Source organism: Klebsiella sp. LTGPAF-6F (genome assembly GCF_001753185.1).
Taxonomy (GTDB): domain Bacteria; phylum Pseudomonadota; class Gammaproteobacteria; order Enterobacterales; family Enterobacteriaceae; genus Klebsiella; species Klebsiella michiganensis.
This window is the reverse complement of record NZ_CP017450.1, coordinates 904,090-923,757: the sequence shown is the minus strand read 5'-3', so window position 1 is coordinate 923,757 and position 19,668 is coordinate 904,090. Positions and strand designations below refer to the sequence as shown.

Annotated in this window: 20 protein-coding genes; 11 read left to right on the top strand and 9 right to left on the bottom strand. The window is 59.4% G+C overall.

The genetic code is table 11. The features are described from left to right. Positions 1-91: 91 nt before the first annotated feature. Together BJF97_RS04405 and BJF97_RS04400 are read right to left on the bottom strand one after the other, a co-directional pair. Complete coding sequence (locus BJF97_RS04405; protein WP_032692994.1) at positions 92-1,537, bottom strand: tagaturonate reductase; 1,446 nt, start codon at positions 1,535-1,537, stop codon at positions 92-94. Between the two features lie 11 nt (positions 1,538-1,548). Next, complete coding sequence (locus BJF97_RS04400; protein WP_032692995.1) at positions 1,549-2,571, bottom strand: zinc-binding alcohol dehydrogenase family protein; 1,023 nt, start codon at positions 2,569-2,571, stop codon at positions 1,549-1,551. A gap of 139 nt (positions 2,572-2,710) precedes the next feature. Between BJF97_RS04400 and BJF97_RS04395 the strand changes: the two genes are divergently transcribed. Together BJF97_RS04395 and BJF97_RS04390 are read left to right on the top strand one after the other, a co-directional pair. Beyond that, entirely contained in the window at positions 2,711-3,625 is a 915-nt protein-coding gene (locus BJF97_RS04395; RefSeq protein WP_014227800.1) for a GntR family transcriptional regulator, read from the top strand. Between the two features lie 179 nt (positions 3,626-3,804). Further along, on the top strand, positions 3,805-5,166 hold the full coding sequence (locus tag BJF97_RS04390) for an MFS transporter (RefSeq protein ID WP_032692996.1): 1,362 nt from the start codon (positions 3,805-3,807) through the stop codon (positions 5,164-5,166). 3 nt (positions 5,167-5,169) lie between these two features. Here the strand turns inward: BJF97_RS04390 and BJF97_RS04385 are convergent, their stop codons facing one another. Next, the gene (locus BJF97_RS04385; RefSeq protein ID WP_014227798.1) at positions 5,170-6,006 is read right to left on the bottom strand and encodes a GNAT family N-acetyltransferase; all 837 of its coding nucleotides are present in this window, start codon (positions 6,004-6,006) and stop codon (positions 5,170-5,172) included. Positions 6,007-6,038: 32 nt separating this feature from the next. Here BJF97_RS04385 and BJF97_RS04380 point away from each other — a divergent pair, with 32 nt between their 5' ends. Both BJF97_RS04380 and BJF97_RS04375 read left to right on the top strand, forming a co-directional pair. Continuing rightward, entirely contained in the window at positions 6,039-6,572 is a 534-nt protein-coding gene (locus tag BJF97_RS04380) for a GNAT family N-acetyltransferase (RefSeq protein WP_029946908.1), read from the top strand. A 70-nt stretch (positions 6,573-6,642) separates the two neighbouring features. Continuing rightward, positions 6,643-7,506 (top strand): MurR/RpiR family transcriptional regulator, encoded by an 864-nt coding sequence (locus BJF97_RS04375; RefSeq protein ID WP_014227796.1) that lies wholly within the window; start codon positions 6,643-6,645, stop codon positions 7,504-7,506. Here the strand turns inward: BJF97_RS04375 and BJF97_RS04370 are convergent. The 5 genes from BJF97_RS04370 to BJF97_RS04350 form a co-directional block, all read right to left on the bottom strand. After that, positions 7,503-8,105, bottom strand: coding sequence for a 2-dehydro-3-deoxy-6-phosphogalactonate aldolase (locus BJF97_RS04370; protein ID WP_014227795.1), 603 nt, complete (start codon positions 8,103-8,105; stop codon positions 7,503-7,505). The genes BJF97_RS04375 and BJF97_RS04370 overlap by 4 nt on opposite strands. Then, positions 8,092-8,964, bottom strand: coding sequence for a 2-dehydro-3-deoxygalactonokinase (locus tag BJF97_RS04365; RefSeq protein ID WP_032692997.1), 873 nt, complete (start codon positions 8,962-8,964; stop codon positions 8,092-8,094). Before BJF97_RS04365 ends, BJF97_RS04370 begins: the two co-directional genes overlap by 14 nt. Further along, positions 8,961-10,445 carry a sodium:solute symporter family protein gene (locus BJF97_RS04360; protein WP_032692999.1) on the bottom strand — a complete coding sequence of 495 codons (1,485 nt, stop codon included), beginning with the start codon at positions 10,443-10,445 and terminating at the stop codon, positions 8,961-8,963. The genes BJF97_RS04365 and BJF97_RS04360 overlap by 4 nt, the downstream gene beginning before the upstream one ends. A 103-nt stretch (positions 10,446-10,548) precedes the next feature. Next, positions 10,549-10,941, bottom strand: a complete 393-nt coding sequence (locus BJF97_RS04355) for a RidA family protein (protein ID WP_004098320.1) — start codon at positions 10,939-10,941, stop codon at positions 10,549-10,551. Between the two features lie 10 nt (positions 10,942-10,951). Continuing rightward, a complete protein-coding gene (locus BJF97_RS04350) occupies positions 10,952-12,391 on the bottom strand; it encodes an N-acyl-D-amino-acid deacylase family protein (protein WP_032693000.1) in 1,440 nt (479 codons plus the stop codon). A gap of 201 nt (positions 12,392-12,592) precedes the next feature. On the opposite strand from BJF97_RS04350, the gene BJF97_RS04345 reads away from it, so the two are divergent. Next, the gene (locus BJF97_RS04345) at positions 12,593-13,807 is read left to right on the top strand and encodes an amino acid deaminase (RefSeq protein WP_014227791.1); all 1,215 of its coding nucleotides are present in this window, start codon (positions 12,593-12,595) and stop codon (positions 13,805-13,807) included. Between the two features lie 121 nt (positions 13,808-13,928). On the opposite strand, the gene hpaR is transcribed toward BJF97_RS04345, so the two are convergent. Next, positions 13,929-14,366, bottom strand: a complete 438-nt coding sequence (gene hpaR / locus BJF97_RS04340) for a homoprotocatechuate degradation operon regulator HpaR (protein ID WP_014227790.1) — start codon at positions 14,364-14,366, stop codon at positions 13,929-13,931. Between the two features lie 285 nt (positions 14,367-14,651). Here hpaR and BJF97_RS04335 point away from each other — a divergent pair, with 285 nt between their 5' ends. From BJF97_RS04335 to hpaH, 6 genes are all read left to right on the top strand, one after another. Then, complete coding sequence (locus BJF97_RS04335; RefSeq protein ID WP_014227789.1) at positions 14,652-15,284, top strand: fumarylacetoacetate hydrolase family protein; 633 nt, start codon at positions 14,652-14,654, stop codon at positions 15,282-15,284. Next, a complete protein-coding gene (locus BJF97_RS04330; protein ID WP_070082848.1) occupies positions 15,281-16,045 on the top strand; it encodes a fumarylacetoacetate hydrolase family protein in 765 nt (254 codons plus the stop codon). Before BJF97_RS04335 ends, BJF97_RS04330 begins: the two co-directional genes overlap by 4 nt. Further along, positions 16,042-17,508, top strand: coding sequence for a 5-carboxymethyl-2-hydroxymuconate semialdehyde dehydrogenase (gene hpaE / locus BJF97_RS04325; RefSeq protein ID WP_014227787.1), 1,467 nt, complete (start codon positions 16,042-16,044; stop codon positions 17,506-17,508). Before BJF97_RS04330 ends, hpaE begins: the two co-directional genes overlap by 4 nt. A 1-nt stretch (position 17,509) precedes the next feature. After that, positions 17,510-18,367 carry a 3,4-dihydroxyphenylacetate 2,3-dioxygenase gene (hpaD, locus tag BJF97_RS04320; protein WP_032693002.1) on the top strand — a complete coding sequence of 286 codons (858 nt, stop codon included), beginning with the start codon at positions 17,510-17,512 and terminating at the stop codon, positions 18,365-18,367. Between the two features lie 12 nt (positions 18,368-18,379). Next, positions 18,380-18,760 carry a 5-carboxymethyl-2-hydroxymuconate Delta-isomerase gene (locus BJF97_RS04315; RefSeq protein ID WP_014227786.1) on the top strand — a complete coding sequence of 127 codons (381 nt, stop codon included), beginning with the start codon at positions 18,380-18,382 and terminating at the stop codon, positions 18,758-18,760. 99 nt (positions 18,761-18,859) lie between these two features. Continuing rightward, complete coding sequence (hpaH, locus tag BJF97_RS04310; protein ID WP_004098303.1) at positions 18,860-19,663, top strand: 2-oxo-hept-4-ene-1,7-dioate hydratase; 804 nt, start codon at positions 18,860-18,862, stop codon at positions 19,661-19,663. Positions 19,664-19,668 lie beyond the last annotated feature (5 nt).

The following is a 19,668-nucleotide window of genomic DNA, read 5'->3' as shown; positions in this document are numbered from 1 at the left end:
TCCACCAACCATTGGCGCTTAATTTATTTTTTGCGGTTCAGAGCACAAAAAAAACGACGCCCAAATCCGCGGGCGCCGCACAACAAACCGATTACAGCCGCGACAGGGCCTCCCGCATCCCCGCGCTCAAAATGACTTCCAGATACCGCGTGACCTGTTCGGCAAGACCCGGTATTGCCGTCAGATCTTCACCCCAGTGCCCGGTATCCTGCAGGACTTCGGTGACCAGTTCATGCAGCGGGCGGCCTTGCGCCACCTGCGCCCATCCTGCGGCAAAACGGCTTAGCCAGACGTCATCATCCTGCAGCGGATACGCCTGCCCGTCGCGCTGCCCGCGATAGAAGGCGATGAGCGCCGCCAGGGCGAACGTTAGCCGCGGCGGGATTGCGCCGTGCTGGCGGATATGCGTCAGCAGCTGCGGCAGGATCCGGGTGCGAAATTTGGTCATGCCGTTCAGGGCGATAGAGAGCAGCTGATGGCGAATCCAGGGATTAAGAAAGCGCCCGGTCACGGCATCGGCAAACTGCCTCAGCTCATCGGCCGGTAAATCCAGCGCCGGAATAATCTCCTCGTCGATAGTTTGCTGCACATAATGGCGAATGGCTTCGTCCTGCATCGCTTCGCCAACGGTATCGACGCCGCACAGCCACGCCACCGGCACCAGCGCGGTGTGCGCGCCGTTAAGAATGGCGACTTTGCGCTCTTTATAGGGCCGGATATCCTCTACGAGACGGATATTGAGCGGGTAACGTTCGAGCCGCAGCGTCTTCGCCAGCGCCTGCGGCCCCTGGATAACGAACAGCCAGAAGTATTCGGCGGTATCCAGGAAAGCATCATGGTAGCCCAGCTCCGCTTCGAGCTTTTCCGCTTCCTCGCGCGGGTAGCCGGTGACGATGCGATCAACCAGCGTTGAACAAAACGTATTGGCGGTCTCAACCCAGTCGCGAAAAGCCGCGGGCAATTGCCACTCTTCGGCATAGCGCAGCACCAGCGCCTTCAGCGCTTCGCCGTTGTAGTCGATCAGCTCACACGGAATCATCGTCCATCCCTTATCCGCTGCGCCGTTGAAATGGCGGAACCGTTCGAGCAGCAGCTGGGTCAGCTTCGCCGGAAAGCTGACCGGCGGCTTATCGTCAGGCCGATCTCCGGCGTGATAGCTGATGCCCGCTTCGGTGGTATTTGAAAATACGAACGCGATCGCCGGATCACGAGCCAGCGCCAGATAGCCGGCAAAATCCTGCCACGGGTTGATCTCGTTATTCACCGATCGAATAATCCGCGCCTCGCTCACCGCCTCGCCGCGTTCGTCCAGCCCGCGGATCGCCGTGGTGTAGAGTCCGTCCTGGATATTAAGCGACGGCGGAAACTCGGTGTTGATCGGGCGAATGATGGTCACGCCTGCCGCCAGATCGGTTTGCTCATTCAGCAGGTCCAGCTGCCAGTCGATAAACGCCCGCAGGAAGTTGCCTTCGCCGAACTGAATCACGCGCGTCGGGTACCGCGGCCCGGGAAAATCTTTTCTGTTTAACGATTTCATAGCCTTACCTGCTAAAAATGAATGACGCCTTTGATAAGCTGGCGATTGTTAATCACGTCGTTTTCGTAAATCTCGGCCAGCGACCTGAAATCGTAGCGGTGGGTCAGCATCATCCCGGCGGTCACTTTCCCCTCGGCCATCAGCCGCCCGACTTTGGCAAAATCCTCTTCCGTCGCATTACGGCTGCCCATCATGGTCGTCTCTTTCTTATGAAACTCCGGGTCCGGGATCTGCAGCTCACCTTTAAACAGGCCAACAAAGATGATGCTGCCGCCGTGGCGGATTAAATTCACCGTATTGTTCATCGCCTGCTGATTCCCCGTGGCGTCGATCACCTTCTGCGCCAGCGAACCACCAAACGCGGCACACAGCTTTTCGGTGAACTGCGGGTCGGAAGGGTCGAGCGTGGCCAGACCAAGGTGCTGCGCCACGTGGTCGCGCCGCGCCGGGCTGGTATCCGCCACCACCACCTGCGCCCCGTCGGCTTTGGCGATCGCCGCCGCCCCGAGACCAATGGGGCCCGCGCCGACCACCAGCACCTGCTCTCCCGGCTGGATAGCGGCGCGACGCACCGCGTGGGCGCTGATGGCAAAAGGCTCAATCAGCGCCGCGGCTTCCGGCTCGACGTCATCCACCACCAGCAGATTTTTTACCGGCACGCAGAGGTACTCGCTAAACCCGCCGTCCCGATGTACGCCGATCACGGAAATTTTCTCGCAGCAGTTTGTCCGGCCGCTCAGGCAGGCCGGACACTGACCGCAGGCGACGTAGGGTATGACGGCAACCTGCTGTCCGCTTTTCAGATTAAGAATATTTTTACCCAGACCGATAATCTCACCGCATATTTCATGACCGAGCACGCGCGGATAGCTAAAAAAAGGTTGATTCCCTCCCCAGGCATGAATATCCGTACCACAAATCCCCACCGTTTTTATTTTAATAAGCACTTCATCATCGCCGGGAATGGGAATCTGGCGTTTTTCCCAGCGCAATATTTTGGGTTCCTGACACACTAATGTATTCATCGACGTCATAATAATTTCCTCCGTATTTGTTGGTTTAGATATCGATGAAAAACAGAGGTGAGAATAAATTCATTGCAAAAATTGTGAAATCTCGCGCACAAAACTGTTTTAAATCCGGTTTTAATAGCTAAAAAAATGGAGATGCATAATGAGCCGCTCGCAAAACCTTCGTCACAACGTCATTAACCAGGTCATAAACGATATGGCGCGCGGCTTTCTTCCGTCGCCGCTGCCCTCACAAAGCGCGCTGGCGGAGATGTACAACATCAGCCGCACCACCGTGCGCCATATCCTCAGCCACCTGTGCGAGCGCGGCGTGCTGCGCCAGCGCGGTCAGGACTACCAGATCCTTCGCCAGCCGGAGATGCAGGACGGCTTCGATGGCTCCAGCGCCTCGCTGGCCGAACAGAACCGTCTCTTCGAGCAGGCGTTTTACACCATGATTAACCAGCGCCAGCTGCGCGCCGGAGAGATATTTTCCGAGCTACAGCTGGCGCGTGCTGCCGGCGTCAGCCCGGTCGTGGTCAGGGAGTTTTTGTTGAAATTCAGCCGCTACAACCTGATTGAAAGCGAAAAGCGCGGCCAGTGGAATATGAAGAAGTTTGAACAATCCTGGGCCGAGCAGCTGTTCGAACTGCGGGAAATGCTGGAAACCCACGCGCTACAGCACTTCCTCAACCTCCCGGACAACGACGCCCGCTGGCTGCAGGCGAAAACCCTGCTTGAGCGCCATCGCGCCCTGCGTGACAGCATCGGCGACAGCTTTCGTATGTTTTCCCAGCTCGATCGCGACTTTCATTCTCTGCTCCTGTCCGCGGCTGAGAATATATTTTTTAATCAATCACTTGAGATTATTTCCGTAATTTTTCACTTTCACTATCAGTGGGACGAGAGCGACCTTAAACAGCGCAATATCATCGCCATTGATGAACATATGACTATCCTGAGCGCGCTTATCTGCCGCAGCGATCTGGACGCCAACCTGGCGCTGCGTAACCACCTGAACTCGGCGAAGCAATCAATGATTAACTCGCTCAGGCAGAGCGAATCCCAGGCTTATTAAGTACCGATTAAAAACAGAAAATGATAATCAGCAGCACAGATCTCAAAACATAAACCAGCGCCAGAAAAAAGGTTATTTATGCTGAAAACAAGTCGACTTACTTTACTGTGAAATAGGTGGGTGGGGTTTAAACCATTCGATGTCACTTGTCGTTCAAATAGAATAACCAGGAGTCAGGCGTGGAATCACGAAATATCACTATCGACCCGCAGACAACCTTTGATAAAGGAAAGGCGGAGACGATGACTGTTCCGTTAGATAATATGTTAACGCGTAGTACTCGCATTAAAAAAATTCAGACAACGGCAATGATCCTGTTATTTCTGGCGGCGGTGATTAATTACCTCGACAGAAGTTCATTGTCCGTCGCGAACTTAACGATTCGCGAGGATTTGGGGCTCAGCGCCACCGAAATCGGGGCGCTGCTGTCCGTTTTCTCGCTGGCCTACGGCATCGCCCAGCTCCCCTGCGGGCCGCTGCTGGACCGTAAAGGTCCGCGCATCATGCTGGGGCTGGGGATGTTTTTCTGGTCGCTGTTTCAGGCGGTCTCGGGGATGGTGCACAGCTTTACCCAGTTCGTGCTGGTGCGTATCGGCATGGGGATCGGCGAAGCGCCGATGAACCCCTGCGGCGTCAAGGTGATTAACGACTGGTTTAATATCAAAGAGCGCGGCCGCCCGATGGGTTTCTTTAACGCCGCCTCGACGATTGGCGTCGCGATCAGCCCGCCGATCCTTGCCGCCATGATGCTGATGATGGGCTGGCGCGGGATGTTTATCACCATCGGCGTGCTGGGGATCTTCGTCGCTATCGGCTGGTATATGCTCTATCGCAACCGGGAAGATATCTCTCTCACCGCCGACGAGCAGGCCTACCTTAACGCCGGAAGCGTCAACGTTCGCCGCGACCCGCTGAGCTTTGCCGAATGGCGCAGCCTGTTTAAAAACAAAACCATGTGGGGAATGATGCTGGGCTTCAGCGGCATCAACTATACCGCGTGGCTGTATCTGGCCTGGCTGCCGGGCTACCTGCAAACGGCGTATAGCCTCGATCTGAAAAGTACCGGTTTTATGGCCGCCATTCCTTTCCTGTTCGGCGCCGCCGGTATGCTTATCAACGGCTACGTCACCGACTGGCTGGTTAAAGGCGGCATGGCGCCGATCAAAAGCCGTAAAATTTGCATTATTGCCGGGATGTTCTGCTCCGCCGCGTTTACGTTAATTGTGCCGCAGGCCACTACCTCTATCGCCGCGGTGCTGTTAATCGGTATGGCGCTGTTCTGCATCCACTTTGCCGGCACCTCCTGCTGGGGGTTGATTCACGTCGCGGTGGCCTCGAGAATGACCGCATCCGTCGGCAGCATCCAGAACTTCGCCAGCTTTATCTGCGCCTCCTTCGCGCCGGTGGTGACCGGGTTTATCGTCGATACCACCCACTCATTCCAGCTGGCGCTGATTATCTGCGGCTGCGTGACCGCCCTCGGCGCGCTGGCCTATCTTTTCCTGGTTCGTCAGCCGATTAGCGACCCGCGTAACGGCTGAATCTCAACGCCCTGCTGGCGGCGGGGCGCTCAACGTTGCGCTCATTTCATACTGTTTTAATGCCATGGGCGTATAGCCGGCGGCGTGAAACAGCGGCGTAAAGCGCTCCGGGATGGTCACCGAGGTCCCGAGCCCCGGAAAGCGTTGGGCGAGCGCCATCAGCATTTCCCGCCCCCGCCCGCGCCCGCGGGCGGCGGGATCGACCCATAAAAACTGCAGCTGCGGCCTGCTGGATAAGGTCGCCAGCACGGCGAAAGCCTGCTGATGGAGGCTCAGCGCCCGGCACGGCAGGGTGCTGAAGGTGAGCGGGTCCATCAGCCACGGCAGCTGGCCGTTAATCTCGGCGCCTGCCCTGCGCGTCAGCGCCAGCACGTCAACATCCTCTAATACGGAGGGCCCGTCACTTCCGGCCTGCGCGCTTAAATAGCCGCACAGCCCGTGCCGCACCTCGAAGCCCAGCGATTGATACAGCGCCACCGCGGCGTGGTTGTCGCGGATAACCTCCAGCCACATCCGCCGTACGCCCTGCTCGCGCAGCGCGTCGATAAGCGGCGACATCAGCCGGCGGCCAACGCCCTTTCCGCGATACGCAGGCCGCACCGCGAACGCCGCCAGCCTGGCTTCATCGCCGCGGCGGGCGACGACCGCCATCGCCGCGGGGACATCTCCATCCAGCCAGACGCAGGAATCCAGCAGGCTCAGCCCTTCGGCGCTAAAACGCTGGACAAAAACCTCTACCGACAGCGTGACGGGAACCAGGTAATCTTCGAAACAGTCGCAAAGGATCGTCGTCAGCTGCGCGACGCTGAACTGGGTGGCGGAAACGGCGGTAAGCTCCATACATTTCTCCCGGAGGCTGCTATGCTGAGGTGATGAAAACTAACACTATAACCGCCGCCGCGACGTTACGCCTGACTGAGGAGCGAGACATCCCTCTTCTGCCCGCCATTGAGCGCTCGGCGGCCCAGGCTTTTCGCCAGATCCCGGCGCTGGCCTGGCTGGCGGAAAGCGAAGTGATAAGCCCCGAGCGCCACCGGCTGTTTCTTGAAACTGACCACAGCCTGCTGGCCGTGGCCGATGACCAACCGATAGGCTTCCTGCTGAGCGAACCGCTGGATGATGCGCTGTTTATCGTGGAGATCGCCGTTCATCAGGCGTGGCAGGGACGAGGCGTTGGCCGCATGATGCTGGAGCAGGTTATAGAGACAGCCCGCCAGGCGGCGTATCCGGCGGTCACGCTCACCACCTTCCGCGACGTGCCGTGGAACGCGCCGTTTTACACGCGCCTGGGGTTTTCAATGTTAAGCGAGCTAAGGCTACCGGCGGGACTGGCGGCGAAAAGGGAGCTGGAAACGGAACACGGCCTGCCGCCGGAAACGCGCTGCGCCATGCGCTTAGCGCTGTAGCCTCTGGCGCTGATTTCAGCGGCGGAATATGGTACAAAGTACCATTCAAAACTTACCCGTTGATACCCGTATGTCCTGGTCAATCGATATCATTTCCTGCATTACCGATCGCTTTGTGGAACTCACGGCGACCGAAAAACGCATCGCGCAGTTTATTCTCGATGATGTCGCGGCGGCGGCGGAGCTGCCCATCGCGGAGATGGCGCGCCTGACCCACACCAGCCAAGCCTCGGTCACCCGCTTTGCCCGGGCGCTCGGCTGCAAAGACGTCCGCGAGCTGAAGATGAAGCTCGCGCAATCCCTGGCGGTCGGGCAGCGATTTATCCTCGATGTTCCGGACCTTGAGGGCGTGCAGGGGATCTACGAGTCGATCATCGGCGTGCTGGAAACCAACCGCCGGGCGCTGGACATTGAAGCGCTGAAGCGCGCGGTGAGCTGGCTGAGCGACGCGCGGCAGATCCTGGCCCTCGGGATGGGCGGCGGCTCCACCATCTGCGCCCAGGAGATCCAGTACCGTCTGTTTCGCCTCGGCCTGCCGGTGGTCAGCCAGAACGACGGCCTGCTGGTGCGCATGATGAGCTCGGCGGTGACGCCAAAGGATGTGGTTATCGTGCTGTCGCTGGGCGGCTATACCCAGGAAATTATTGAGAGCGCGGCGATTGCCAGGCAGTACGGCGCAAAGGTCATTGCCATCACTCCCGCCGGAACGCCGCTGGCGGAGCAGGCGGATCTGGTGCTGCCGCTGCTGGTGCGCGAAAACGACTATATCTTCAAGCCCAGCACTTCACGCTATGCGATGCTGGCGATGGTTGACGTGCTGGCCACCGAACTGGCGATGGCCAACAAAACCCAGGCAAAGGGCAGGCTGCGCCGGATTAAGCTGGCGCTCGACAGCCATCGCGGCGGCGTCGACAGGCAGCCGCTGGGCGATTAACCGCAGCGGGCGGCGGCGATAAACCTCTCCGCCTGCTGACGGGTACGCTCCACGGCCTGCCCGGCGCGATACAGATCGCTTCCCAGACCGGCGCCGGCGCATCCCGCCTCGACCCAGCTCGCCAGATTCTCCGGCGTCACGCCGCCGACCGCCAGCACCGGCACCTCCGGCGGCAGCACCGCTTTCAGCGCCCGAATATAGTCCGGGCCGAAGGTGGAAGACGGGAAAATCTTCAGCCACTGCGCCCCGGCGTCCAGCGCGCTGAACGCCTCGGTCGCGGTAGCGCATCCTGCGCAGACCCGCATTCCGCGCGCCACCGCCCGGCGGATGGTCGCCGGCTGAGTATTCGGCGTCACGATAAGCTTCGCCCCGGCATCGGCCAGAAAATCGACCTGCTCCACCTTAAGCACCGTTCCCGCGCCAATCACCGCCTGCTCGCCAAAGCGCGCGGCCATCTGCGGAATGCTCTGCTGCCAGTCCGGTGAGTTAAGCGGAATTTCGATATAGCGAAATCCCGCCTTTATCAGCGTCTCAATATGCTCCGCCGCCTCAGCGGGGCGAATACCGCGTAAAATCGCTACCAGTTTAATCTTGTCCATGCATTATCCTCGCCATGCCGCCCAGCAGCGCCTCATCGCCGCTGCAGCTGTTAACCGTCATTCCGCGCGCCTTCATCGCCCGGCTGTAGCGGGCATTCAGCGCCGGGTCGCCAACCAGCGTGACGCCAGAGGTACGGTAACGCTGCCCTAGGGTCGCCACTTCCGCGCCAATCAGCAGCCCGGAGAGATAGTCGCTGACCGAGGTCGCGGCCAGGCCTCCCAGCACCCGGGCGGCCCTGGCGACAAACAGTTCGCTAATCAGCGACGGCTGCGCCAGTCCTTTTTCCAGCCCCCGTTCAAACGCCGTCTCGTCCGGCTGCTGGACCGGCAGCCCTTTGCCGATCAGCGATTGCGTCATCAGCAGATGATGCAGTTCACCGGTCATCGCCGTGGCAAAATGACGCACCGCGCCGTTCGCCACCTGTACCCATTTGCAGTGGGTGCCCGGCAGCACGTAACACTCCGCCGGCGCCAGCTGCCAGGCCCCCAGCAGCTGCGTCTCTTCGCCGCGCATCACGTTGAAATCCCCGTCCTGTTCAATCTTGAGGCCGGGAATAATCCACACGCCTTCAGCAACGGCACATCGCTGCTGCCCTGGCGCGTCGATCGCTGCCGGACAGTCCAGATACGGCACCGCTTGCCAGCCCGCATCGCTGCCGATCATCCCGGCCATCAGCACCGGCAGCGCCTCCGCGCCGCGCCAGGGAGCCAAATGCTCCGCGAATACGTCGGCAGGCGCTCGTCCGTTCAGGCGGGTGATACCCAGCGGCAGCTGCTTTGTTTCGACGCACTGGCCATTGCGAATCAGCCAGCCGCGCAGCTGGGTAGAGCCCCAGTCGACGGCAATATAGTCCTTCATGGTGCTTCTCCCGAGGCCTGCACCGCTGTCTTCGCCGGCATCGCCTGCCCTTCACGCTCCTGCGTGATCATTTCCAGCGCCTGCTGACGGCTGATTTTGCTGGCTGGCGTCATGACGGTGACAAAAATGGCGGAAACGAAGCTGCCGACGACCGACGGTATGCACGGATTGCCCCAGTAAGCCAGCCAGTCGGCCTTAACCAGAACCACAATCGACACCAGCATGCCGCTCAGCAGCGCGGTGAGCGCGCCCTGCCAGTTAAAGCGCAGCCAGAAGCGGCCCAGAATTGAACAGACGAACAGCCCGGACATCAGCATGGAGATCATTTTGGTGATATAGCTGATGATATCGTTCGAGGTCAGGGCGAAGATCATCGCCAGGCCGATGACGAACGCCAGCATCCAGCGGGAGAGCGTTATCGCCTTATGCGCCGGCGGCATTTTTCCGGTAACGAGGGTGTAAACATCGCGCATCATGATGGCCACGGCGGCTATCGCATCGGAGCTGGCCGAGGACATGGTGGCGGAAAGCCCGGCAATCAGCACCACCAGACCCAGTATCGCCGGCAGGAAGCTGGTGGCGAACAGGAAGGCGTAGTTGCTGTTCTCAAGATGGGGGTTCATTGTCCATGCCGCCATGCCGATAATCGCCGGCAGCACCGAGAAAAACAGATACAGCACGCCGGTATAGACAAACGAGCGGCGCACCGAAGAGACATCTTTCCCCGAATAAATACGCTGGCGATAGGAAGGGGTCGCCAGCACGCCGACGCCGATGACCATCGCCAGCGATAGCGCCGGAATGACGCCCAGCTTATCGACCGCGAACAGGCTCATCGCCCTGGGATCCATCGCCTGTACGATGGCATCCCATCCGCCGACGTGAACCACCGCCAGAATCGCCATCAGGATAAAGCCGAAAAAGAGAATTAATGCCTGAATGGTATCCGTCCATACCACCGCAGAATAACCGCCGATGATGACGTAAATCGCAAAGGCCAGGGCAATAATAATTTTGGCCACCGTCAGATTTATCCCCGTCGCCCAGGATAAATACATGCTGCCGCCAAGAATATGCGCCCCCAGCCAGCCAATAGAGGCCACAAATATCATTATGCCGACGATATTTTTAATTAAATGGCTGCCGCCAGTATAATAAGAAAGCTCTTCGCTCATGGTCATAAAGCGCAGTTTACGCACCGGGGCGAACAGCCAGGCGACCAGCAAAATACCGATGGCCCCGCCCACGCCGTAGAGCATTCCGGCCCAGCCGTTGCTGTAGCCGAAGCCTACGGCGCCCATGCTTGAACCGGTCCCCACCATGGTCGCCACGGTGGAGCCCAGCGTCAGGAACAGCGGTAAGGAACGGCCGCCGAGTAAAAAATCTTCACCGCTTTTTTGATTACGCGACACGTACCAGCCAAGCCAAATCATGGCCAGCGCGTAAATAATAAAGCCGACTAAAAAGATATGACTATTCATTATTCACATCCTGCCAGTTGAGTATGTAAAAGGTAAAAGGCTACGAAGCGCTGAATGAATTCAGCGCTCAAAAATCCTGTTTATATTTCTGGTTAATAAATTTTTATACGCGAGCCGCGTTATAACAGGTCACATCTACTTCGACTTTACAATCCACCACCAGGTCCGCGACGCAGCAGATACGGGCAGGCGGGTTGTCGCCAAAGAACTCGCGGAACACTTTATTGAAAGACTGGAAATAGCGCGCATCGGTGAGAATCACCTTGACGTGCACCACGTCGGCCAGGGTGTAGCCCGCTTCGGTCATGATATCCACGCAGTTCTGAATCGCCAGACGCGCCTGGTCGACAATCCCGCCTTCCACCACTTCACCGTCCTTCATCGGCGTCTGGCCGGAAACGTACAGCCAGCCCCCCGCCTCCACCGCGCGCGCGAACGGCAGATGCTGCCCACCGGTCCCGGTACCACCTTCTACGCCATAACGTTTAATACTCATTTTGCACTCCTTAGTTCATTTGGCGGCGCAGAAAACGCCCCGCGCGCCCGATAATCTTTTTGTCGCTGCCGTAGCTCATCACGCCGTTGACCATCACCGCCTCGATCCCCTCCGCCGGTTGTTTCGGGTCGGAGAAGCTGGCGACATCGCGCACCGTCAGCGGATCGAACAGCACCAGATCGGCAAAGTAGCCCACTTTCACCAACCCACGATCCGCCAGCTGGAAACGCGCCGCCGACAGCCCGGTCATTTTGTGGATAGCGGTGGTCAGCGGAAACAGCCGTTCATCGCGGCTGTAGTGGCCCAGGACCCGCGGGAACGCGCCCCACAGCCGCGGATGCGGCATCGGGTCGTTCGGCAGACCGTCGGAGCCGATCATGGTCACCGGGTAACGCAGCACCCGCCGCACGTCCTGCTCGTCCATGTTGTAGTAGATGGCGCCTGCGGGCATCAGCCGCGCCGCCGCCTCGTGCAGGCTAACCTGCCAGCCGTCGGCAATCTGCCGCAGGGTTTTTCCGGCCTGCTCGGGCTGCGCTTCCGACCAGGTAATGACGATATCGAACTCATCGGTGACCTGCTTCATATCCAGCGTCGACGAGCTGGCAGAATAGGGGTAGCAGTCGCAGGCGATCTCCTGGCGCTGGCGCATCTCATCGAAGAAAGCCAGCGTCTCGCGGGTGCGGCCCCAGTTTTTCGCGCCGGCGCACTTATGGTGCGAGACCACCACCGGCACGTTGCCGTGGCGGCCAATGCGGAACGCCTCGTCGAGCGCCTCCAGAATCGGCTCGAACTCCGAACGCAGGTGGGTGGTATAAATTCCCCCCTCCGCCGCCAGCTCCTCGGCCAGCGCCATCACCTCTTCGGTGGTGGACTGAAACGCGCTGGCGTAGGCCAGCCCGCTGCTCAGACCCAGCGCCCCCTGACGCAGCGCGTCGCGCAGCTGCACCCGCATTCCGGCAATCTCGGTTTCCGTCGCCGGGCGGAACAGATCGTCCATATGGTTATTACGCAGCGCGGTATGGCCAATCAGCGTGCCGACGTTCAATGACGGCTTCGCCGCCTCCACCGCCTGGGCGTAAGCGTCAACGGTGGGGTAAACAAAGTGCTCCTGCTCGCCCAGCAGGTTCATCGGGTCAGGCACGCCGTCGCGCAGGGTCGCCGTCGCCGCGCTGATCCCGCAGTTGCCGACAATCACCGTCGTCACCCCCTGACTCAGCTTGGGCAAATAGGCCGGCATACGAATGACGTTGATGTCGTCATGGGTATGCACATCGATAAACCCGGGCGCCAGCACGCGCCCCTGCCCGTCAATCACCTGCTCCGCCGGCAGGTTCAGCGCCGGGGCCATATCTACAATCCGATCGCCCTTCACCGCCACGTCGCCGCGAAACTGCGGTCCGCCGCTGCCGTCAATGACCGTGACGTTTTTGAAAAGCCAGTTAACTTTCATCGCAATGACTCCCTTTCAACTCTGTCGACAAGTTAACCATTTACAAGGCGGAAAAACAGTGGAAAACTACGCAAAAACCAGATCAAATTGTGATACTTTTATTCACAAACAATAAAAATCACATATTAAATTTATATTTTTCAATTAATTAAAATTGATACTCAGCTTTATTCCGAGCATAAACCCTAAAAGGATAGTGTTATGAAATACCACTCCGATACGCTTATTCCGCACAAAGCCGCCGTGATGGCCGCTCCGGCAAATCTGCTGGCGGAGGAGGTCTGCCTCCCCGCCGCGCTGCTGAAAAAAACGGCGCTGGAAAATAACATCGCCTGGATGCAGCGCTACGCCGACGCGCGCGGCGTCTCGCTGGCGCCGCACGGTAAAACAACGATGACGCCGTGGATTTTTCAGGCCCAGCAGCGGGCGGGCGCATGGGGAATCGGCGTGGGCAGCGCCTGGCAGGCCAGCGCGGCGATGGCCAGCGGCGTTGAGCGCGTTCTGATGGTCAATCAGCTGGTCGGCAGGGCGAATATGCAGGCGGTATCGCGCCTGAAGGCGCATTACCGGGCGGCGGAGTTTATCTGCTGCATCGATAGCCTCGCCAACGCCCGCGCGCTGTCGGCCTTTTTCAGCGAACGGCGGCAAACGCTGGACGTGCTGATTGAACTGGGCGTGGCCGGCGGGCGCTGCGGCTGCCGCAGCGTTGAGGATGCGCAGGCCCTGGCGGAGGCCGTCGCGGACCTTCCGGGCCTTAAGCTGCGCGGACTTGAGCTGTATGAAGGGGTGTTGCACGGCGACGATCCGCAGCCGCAGGTGGAAGCTCTGCTGCACCAGGCAGCCGATTTGGCCTGCCGGATGGCGCATCTGGTTGAGGGGGAGTTTGTGCTGACCGGCGCCGGTACCGTCTGGTATGACGTGGTGTGCAATATCTGGCTGGCGGCGAAGAAACCGGCGCGGTGCCGGATCGTTATCCGCCCCGGCTGCTATATCACCCACGATCGGGGGATCTACGATATCGCGCAGAAAGCGCTGGCGGCGCGCGATCCGATCGCCTGCGATCTGGGCGGTGATTTAACCTCGGCGCTGGAGCTGATGGCGATGGTCCAGTCGGTGCCGGAAGCGGATCGCGCGGTGGTCAACTTCGGCAAACGCGACTGCGCCTTCGACGCCGGACTGCCGCAGCCGATCGCTCGCTATCGCAACGGCGCGCAGCTGTCTGCGGCGGGGATCGAGAGCGTGGGGATTATGGATCAGCACTGTATGCTGCGCCTCGCGCCGGGCAGCGACGTGCAGGTTGGCGATATTCTGGTGTTCGGCACCTCGCATCCGTGCCTGACGTTTGATAAATGGAAAACCCTGCTGCTGGTGGACGAGCAGTATAACGTGCTGGAAGAGCTCGATACCCTGTTCTGACCGGCCGGGAATTCCCCGGATGGCGGCTGGCGCCTTATCCGGGCTACGGGATGGCACCGGCCCGTAGCCCCGGTAAGCACAGCGCGACCGGGGAAATATTTCTAGCTTCACGGAAGGAAAATTACGCCTCTTCCTCTCCACCCACCCCATTCCCCAGGGCGATAAACTCCTCCAGCAGCGCGGTAAGCTGACGCATTTTTTCGACGGTAAATTGGGCTTCTATCTGGCGATAGGCTTCTTCGACCTGGGCCTGGGCGCTTTCATACAGCTTCAGGCCCGCAGGCGTCAGCGAAACGTACAGCTTGCGCTGATCGTTAACCGGTTTTAAACGCAGCACCAGGCCGTCGCGCTCCATGCGGGTCAGAATACCGGTCAGGCTCGGACGTAAAATACAGGCGCGAAAGGCCAGATCGTGAAAATCCATCGACGGATTTTCGGCGAGGATACGCACGATACGCCACTGCTGCTCGGTCAGATTGTGGCGTTTAACGATGGGCCGAAAGTGGGCCATCGCCGCTTCCCGCGCCTGCAGCAGCGCGATAGTTAACGAATCATGCATCACATACCTCTGAAATAAATCCCCAATCTGTTAATAAGTTAATAATTAGCGCTAATTCCTTCTGAAGGCAACCGGTTTCTGCCTCTGAAAAGTACCAGAAGGTACAATAAAATTAATTATCTAATTGATTAACAACAAATAAAAAACATAACTGTAAATTTATTGTTAATCCGATCACAAAACATTCACTTCTGTTTGCCAAACCTTTCCGCAAAGCATAAAAGATGATCATTAACATATTAATGAATTAACTAACTTCCTAATTCCGTAGCAGAGGAGTGGTCAATGAAAGGCACCATCTTCGCCGTGGCGCTTAACCACCGCAGCCAGCTCGACGCCTGGCGCGAAGCGTTCCAGCAGGCCCCGTATAAAACCCCGCCGAAGACCGCGGTCTGGTTTATCAAACCGCGCAACACCGTTATCGGCGACGGCGAAAGCATTCCCTATCCGCAAGGCGAAACCGTGCAGAGCGGCGCCACCGTGGCGCTAATCGTCGGTAAAACCGCACGCAAAATCGCCGCGGAAGACGCCGCGGCTTATATCGCCGGCTACGCGCTGGCGAACGACGTCAGCCTGCCGGAAGAGAGCTTCTATCGTCCGGCCATCAAAGCCAAATGCCGCGACGGCTTCTGCCCGCTTGGCGCGCTCGCGCCGCTCAGCAACGTCGATAACCTGACCATCATCACCGAAATCAACGGTCGCGAGGCGGACAGCTGGAATACCGCCGATCTCCAGCGCTCCGCCGCCGAGCTGCTGAGCGCCCTGAGCGAATTCGCCACCCTCAATCCCGGCGATGCGATTCTGATCGGTACGCCCCACTCCCGCGTTACGCTGCGCCCCGGCGATCGCGTACGCATTCTCGCCGAGGGCTTCCCGGCGCTGGAAAACCCGGTGATTGATGAAGGAGAGCTGGCATGAGGCAAGCACGTATTGAGTGGCAGGGACAGCGGCACGATGTCCAGGTTGATGAACGCGGGCAGGTCCAGCTCGCCAACGGCAGGTTACTTCAGGAAGGCGAGTTTCGCTGGCTGCCGCCCGCCGACGGCACCCTGTTCGCGCTGGGCCTGAACTACGCCGATCACGCCAGCGAGCTGGCGTTTACGCCGCCAACCGAACCGCTGGTGTTTATCAAAGCGCCCAACACCTTTATCGGCCATAGGCAAGAGTCGGTGCGCCCGGATAACGTCGAGTACATGCACTACGAGGCTGAACTGGTGGTGGTGATCGGCAAAACCGCGCGTAAGGTCGCCGAAGCCGACACCATGGCGTACGTGGCCGGGTACACCGTCTGCAACGACTACGCCATCCGCGACTACCTGGAAAACTACTATCGTCCCAACCTGCGGGTCAAAAGCCGCGACACCCTGACGCCGATAGGCCCGTGGATCGTCAGCAAAGAGGCGATCCCGGATCCGCATAACCTGGCGCTGCGCACCTGGGTCAACGGCGAACTGCGCCAGCAGGGCACCACCGCCGATCTGATCTTCAGCATTCCGTTCCTGATCGCTTACCTCAGCGAATTTATGACCCTGCAGCCGGGCGACATGATCGCCACCGGCACGCCGAAGGGGCTGTCGGACGTGGTGCCGGGCGATGAAGTGATCGTCGAAGTGGAAGGCGTCGGCCGCCTGGTCAACCACATCATTAGCCAGCAGGCATATGAGGAGAAGCTGTCATGAAAAAAATTAACCACTGGATCAACGGCAAAAACGTCGCCGCCGCGGAATATTTCCATACCACTAACCCGGCCACCGGCGAAGTGCTGGCGGAAGTCGCCTCCGGCGGCGCCGACGAGGTGAATCAGGCGGTGGCGGCGGCGAAAGAGGCGTTCCCGAAATGGGCCAATCTGCCGATGAAAGAGCGCGCGCGTCTGATGCGCAGGCTGGGGGATCTGATCGACCAGAACGTCCCGGAGATCGCCGCCATGGAGACCGCCGATACCGGCCTGCCGATCCACCAGACTAAAAACGTGCTGATCCCGCGCGCCTCGCACAACTTCGAATTCTTCGCCGAAGTGTGCCAGCAGATGAACGGCAAGACCTACCCGGTTGACGACAAGATGCTCAACTACACCCTCGTGCAGCCGGTGGGCGTCTGCGCGCTGGTGTCGCCGTGGAACGTGCCATTTATGACCGCCACCTGGAAGGTGGCGCCGTGCCTCGCGCTGGGCAATACCGCGGTGCTGAAGATGTCCGAGCTATCGCCGCTAACCGCCGACCGTCTTGGCGAGCTGGCGCTGGAAGCGGGTATTCCGCCGGGGGTGCTGAACGTGGTTCAGGGCTACGGCGCGACGGCGGGCGATGCGCTGGTCCGCCACCATGACGTACGCGCGGTCTCGTTCACCGGCGGTACCGCCACCGGGCGCAACATCATGAAAAACGCCGGGCTGAAAAAGTACTCCATGGAGCTGGGCGGCAAATCGCCGGTGCTGATTTTCGAAGACGCCGATATTGAGCGCGCCCTCGACGCCGCGCTGTTCACCATTTTCTCGATCAACGGCGAACGCTGCACCGCCGGCTCGCGCATCTTCATTCAGCAGAGCATCTACCCCGAGTTCATTAAACGCTTCGCCGAGCGGGCTAACCGCCTGCGCGTCGGCGACCCCACCGACCCGAATACCCAGGTGGGCGCGCTGATTAGCCAGCAGCACTGGGAGAAAGTCTCCGGCTATATCCGCCTCGGCATTGAAGAAGGAGCGACCCTGCTGGCCGGCGGCGCGGATAAGCCCGCCGATCTGCCCGCCCATCTGAGAAACGGCAACTTCCTGCGGCCAACGGTGCTGGCGGACGTCGATAACCGCATGCGCGTGGCGCAGGAAGAGATTTTTGGCCCGGTAGCCTGTCTGCTGCCGTTTAAAGACGAGGCGGAAGGTCTGCGCCTGGCCAACGACGTGGAGTACGGCCTCGCCTCTTATATCTGGACCCAGGACGTCAGCAAAGTGCTGCGCCTGGCGCGCGGCATCGAAGCCGGAATGGTGTTCGTCAACACCCAGAACGTCCGCGACCTGCGTCAGCCGTTCGGCGGCGTGAAGGCCTCCGGTACCGGCCGCGAAGGCGGCGAATACAGCTTTGAAGTGTTCGCTGAAATGAAAAACGTCTGCATCTCGATGGGCGACCATCCGATCCCAAAATGGGGAGTCTGATATGGGAAAGTTAGCGTTAGCAGCAAAAATTACTCACGTACCGTCGATGTATCTTTCTGAACTGCCGGGTAAAAACCACGGCTGCCGCCAGGGAGCCATCGATGGGCATAAAGAAATTGGCAAGCGGTGCCGCGAACTGGGTGTGGATACCATCATCGTCTTTGATACCCACTGGCTGGTTAACAGCGCCTACCACATCAACTGTGCCGACCATTTCCAGGGCGTCTACACCAGCAACGAGCTGCCGCATTTTATTCGCGACATGACCTATGACTATGACGGTAACCCGGCGCTCGGCCACCTGATCGCCGACGAAGCGGTCAAGCTCGGGGTCCGCGCCAAAGCGCATAACATTCCAAGCCTGAAGCTGGAGTACGGCACCCTGGTACCGATGCGCTACATGAACAGCGATAAGCATTTCAAAGTGATCTCTATCTCGGCGTTCTGTACCGTTCATGATTTTGCCGACAGCCGCAGGCTGGGCGAAGCCATTCTTAAGGCTATCGAGAAATATGACGGCACCGTGGCGGTCTTTGCCAGCGGCTCGCTGTCGCACCGTTTTATCGACGACCAGCGCGCCGAAGAGGGGATGAACAGCTATACCCGCGAGTTCGATCACCAGATGGACGAACGGGTCGTGAAGCTGTGGCGCGAAGGCAAATTCAAAGAGTTCTGCACCATGCTGCCGGAATATGCCGACTACTGCTTCGGCGAAGGCAATATGCACGACACGGTGATGCTGCTGGGCCTGCTGGGCTGGGACAAATATGACGGCAAAGTAGAGTTTATTACCGAGCTGTTCGCCAGCTCCGGCACCGGCCAGGTCAACGCCGTCTTCCCGCTGCCGGAAACGGCGTAAGGAGCACGCAGAATGCCGCATTTTATCGCTGAATGTACCGACAACATCCGCGAACAGGCTGATTTACCGGGCCTGTTCGGCAAAGTGAACGCCGCGCTGGCGGCCACCGGCATCTTTCCCATCGGCGGCATTCGCAGCCGCGCCATCTGGCTGGATACCTGGCAGATGGCCGACGGCCAGCACGATTACGCCTTTGTGCATATGACGCTGAAAATTGGCGCCGGACGCAGCCAGGAGAGCCGCCAGGACGTGGGCGATATGCTGTTCACGCTGATCAAAGCCCATTTCGCCGCGCTGATGGAGAGCCGCTATCTGGCGCTGTCGTTTGAGATTGATGAACTGCACCCGACGCTGAACTACAAGCAGAACAACGTGCACGCCTTGTTTAAATAGCGTGCGGCCGGTCAGGCCCTCTCCCGCCGGGAGAGGGCGAAACGACGCCGGCTTTTATTTCCGGCGCAGCAGCACCGAATGACGTAACAGGAAGCAACTATGCTCGATAAACATACCCATACCCTGATCGCCCAGCGGCTAAACCAGGCGGAAAAACAGCGTGAACAGATCCGCGCTATTTCGCTGGATCACCCGACGATCACTATCGAAGACGCCTACGCGGTACAGCGCGAATGGGTAAATATGAAAATCGCCGAAGGCCGCGTGCTGAAAGGACATAAAATCGGCCTGACCTCAAAAGCAATGCAGGCCAGTTCGCAAATCAGCGAACCGGATTACGGCGCGCTGCTGGACGATATGTTTTTCCACGACGGCGGCGATATTCCTACCGACCGCTTTATCGTCCCGCGTATCGAAGTGGAGCTGGCCTTCGTGCTGGCCAAACCGCTGCGCGGCCCCCACTGCACCCTGTTCGACGTCTACAACGCCACCGACTACGTGATCCCGGCGCTGGAGCTGATTGACGCCCGCTGCCACAACATCGACCCGGAAACCCAGCGCCCGCGCAAAGTCTTCGACACCATCTCCGATAACGCCGCCAACGCCGGGGTGATCCTCGGCGGCCGCCCGATTAAACCCGACGAGCTGGATCTGCGCTGGATCGCCGCCCTGCTCTATCGCAACGGCGTGATTGAAGAGACCGGCGTCGCCGCGGGGGTGCTGAATCACCCGGCCAACGGCGTGGCCTGGCTGGCGAACAAGCTGGCGCCGTACGACGTCCAGCTGGAAGCCGGGCAGATTATTCTCGGCGGCTCCTTTACCCGGCCGGTACCGGCGCGCAAAGGCGACACCTTCCACGTCGACTACGGCAACATGGGCGCGATTAGCTGCCGCTTTGTCTAGGAGAA

Coding starts and splice junctions, on each gene's coding strand:
- BJF97_RS04315 (WP_014227786.1), top strand. CDS start 18,380: ATGCCGCATTTTATCGCTGAATGTACCGACAACATCCGCGAACAGGCT.
- hpaE (WP_014227787.1), top strand. CDS start 16,042: ATGAAAAAAATTAACCACTGGATCAACGGCAAAAACGTCGCCGCCGCG.
- BJF97_RS04365 (WP_032692997.1), bottom strand. CDS start 8,964: ATGAAGGACTATATTGCCGTCGACTGGGGCTCTACCCAGCTGCGCGGC.
- BJF97_RS04395 (WP_014227800.1), top strand. CDS start 2,711: ATGAGCCGCTCGCAAAACCTTCGTCACAACGTCATTAACCAGGTCATA.
- BJF97_RS04385 (WP_014227798.1), bottom strand. CDS start 6,006: ATGGAGCTTACCGCCGTTTCCGCCACCCAGTTCAGCGTCGCGCAGCTG.
- BJF97_RS04380 (WP_029946908.1), top strand. CDS start 6,039: ATGAAAACTAACACTATAACCGCCGCCGCGACGTTACGCCTGACTGAG.
- BJF97_RS04405 (WP_032692994.1), bottom strand. CDS start 1,537: ATGAAATCGTTAAACAGAAAAGATTTTCCCGGGCCGCGGTACCCGACG.
- BJF97_RS04400 (WP_032692995.1), bottom strand. CDS start 2,571: ATGACGTCGATGAATACATTAGTGTGTCAGGAACCCAAAATATTGCGC.
- BJF97_RS04330 (WP_070082848.1), top strand. CDS start 15,281: ATGAGGCAAGCACGTATTGAGTGGCAGGGACAGCGGCACGATGTCCAG.
- hpaD (WP_032693002.1), top strand. CDS start 17,510: ATGGGAAAGTTAGCGTTAGCAGCAAAAATTACTCACGTACCGTCGATG.
- BJF97_RS04350 (WP_032693000.1), bottom strand. CDS start 12,391: ATGAAAGTTAACTGGCTTTTCAAAAACGTCACGGTCATTGACGGCAGC.
- BJF97_RS04335 (WP_014227789.1), top strand. CDS start 14,652: ATGAAAGGCACCATCTTCGCCGTGGCGCTTAACCACCGCAGCCAGCTC.
- BJF97_RS04375 (WP_014227796.1), top strand. CDS start 6,643: ATGTCCTGGTCAATCGATATCATTTCCTGCATTACCGATCGCTTTGTG.
- BJF97_RS04345 (WP_014227791.1), top strand. CDS start 12,593: ATGAAATACCACTCCGATACGCTTATTCCGCACAAAGCCGCCGTGATG.
- BJF97_RS04355 (WP_004098320.1), bottom strand. CDS start 10,941: ATGAGTATTAAACGTTATGGCGTAGAAGGTGGTACCGGGACCGGTGGG.
- BJF97_RS04360 (WP_032692999.1), bottom strand. CDS start 10,445: ATGAATAGTCATATCTTTTTAGTCGGCTTTATTATTTACGCGCTGGCC.
- hpaH (WP_004098303.1), top strand. CDS start 18,860: ATGCTCGATAAACATACCCATACCCTGATCGCCCAGCGGCTAAACCAG.
- hpaR (WP_014227790.1), bottom strand. CDS start 14,366: ATGCATGATTCGTTAACTATCGCGCTGCTGCAGGCGCGGGAAGCGGCG.
- BJF97_RS04370 (WP_014227795.1), bottom strand. CDS start 8,105: ATGGACAAGATTAAACTGGTAGCGATTTTACGCGGTATTCGCCCCGCT.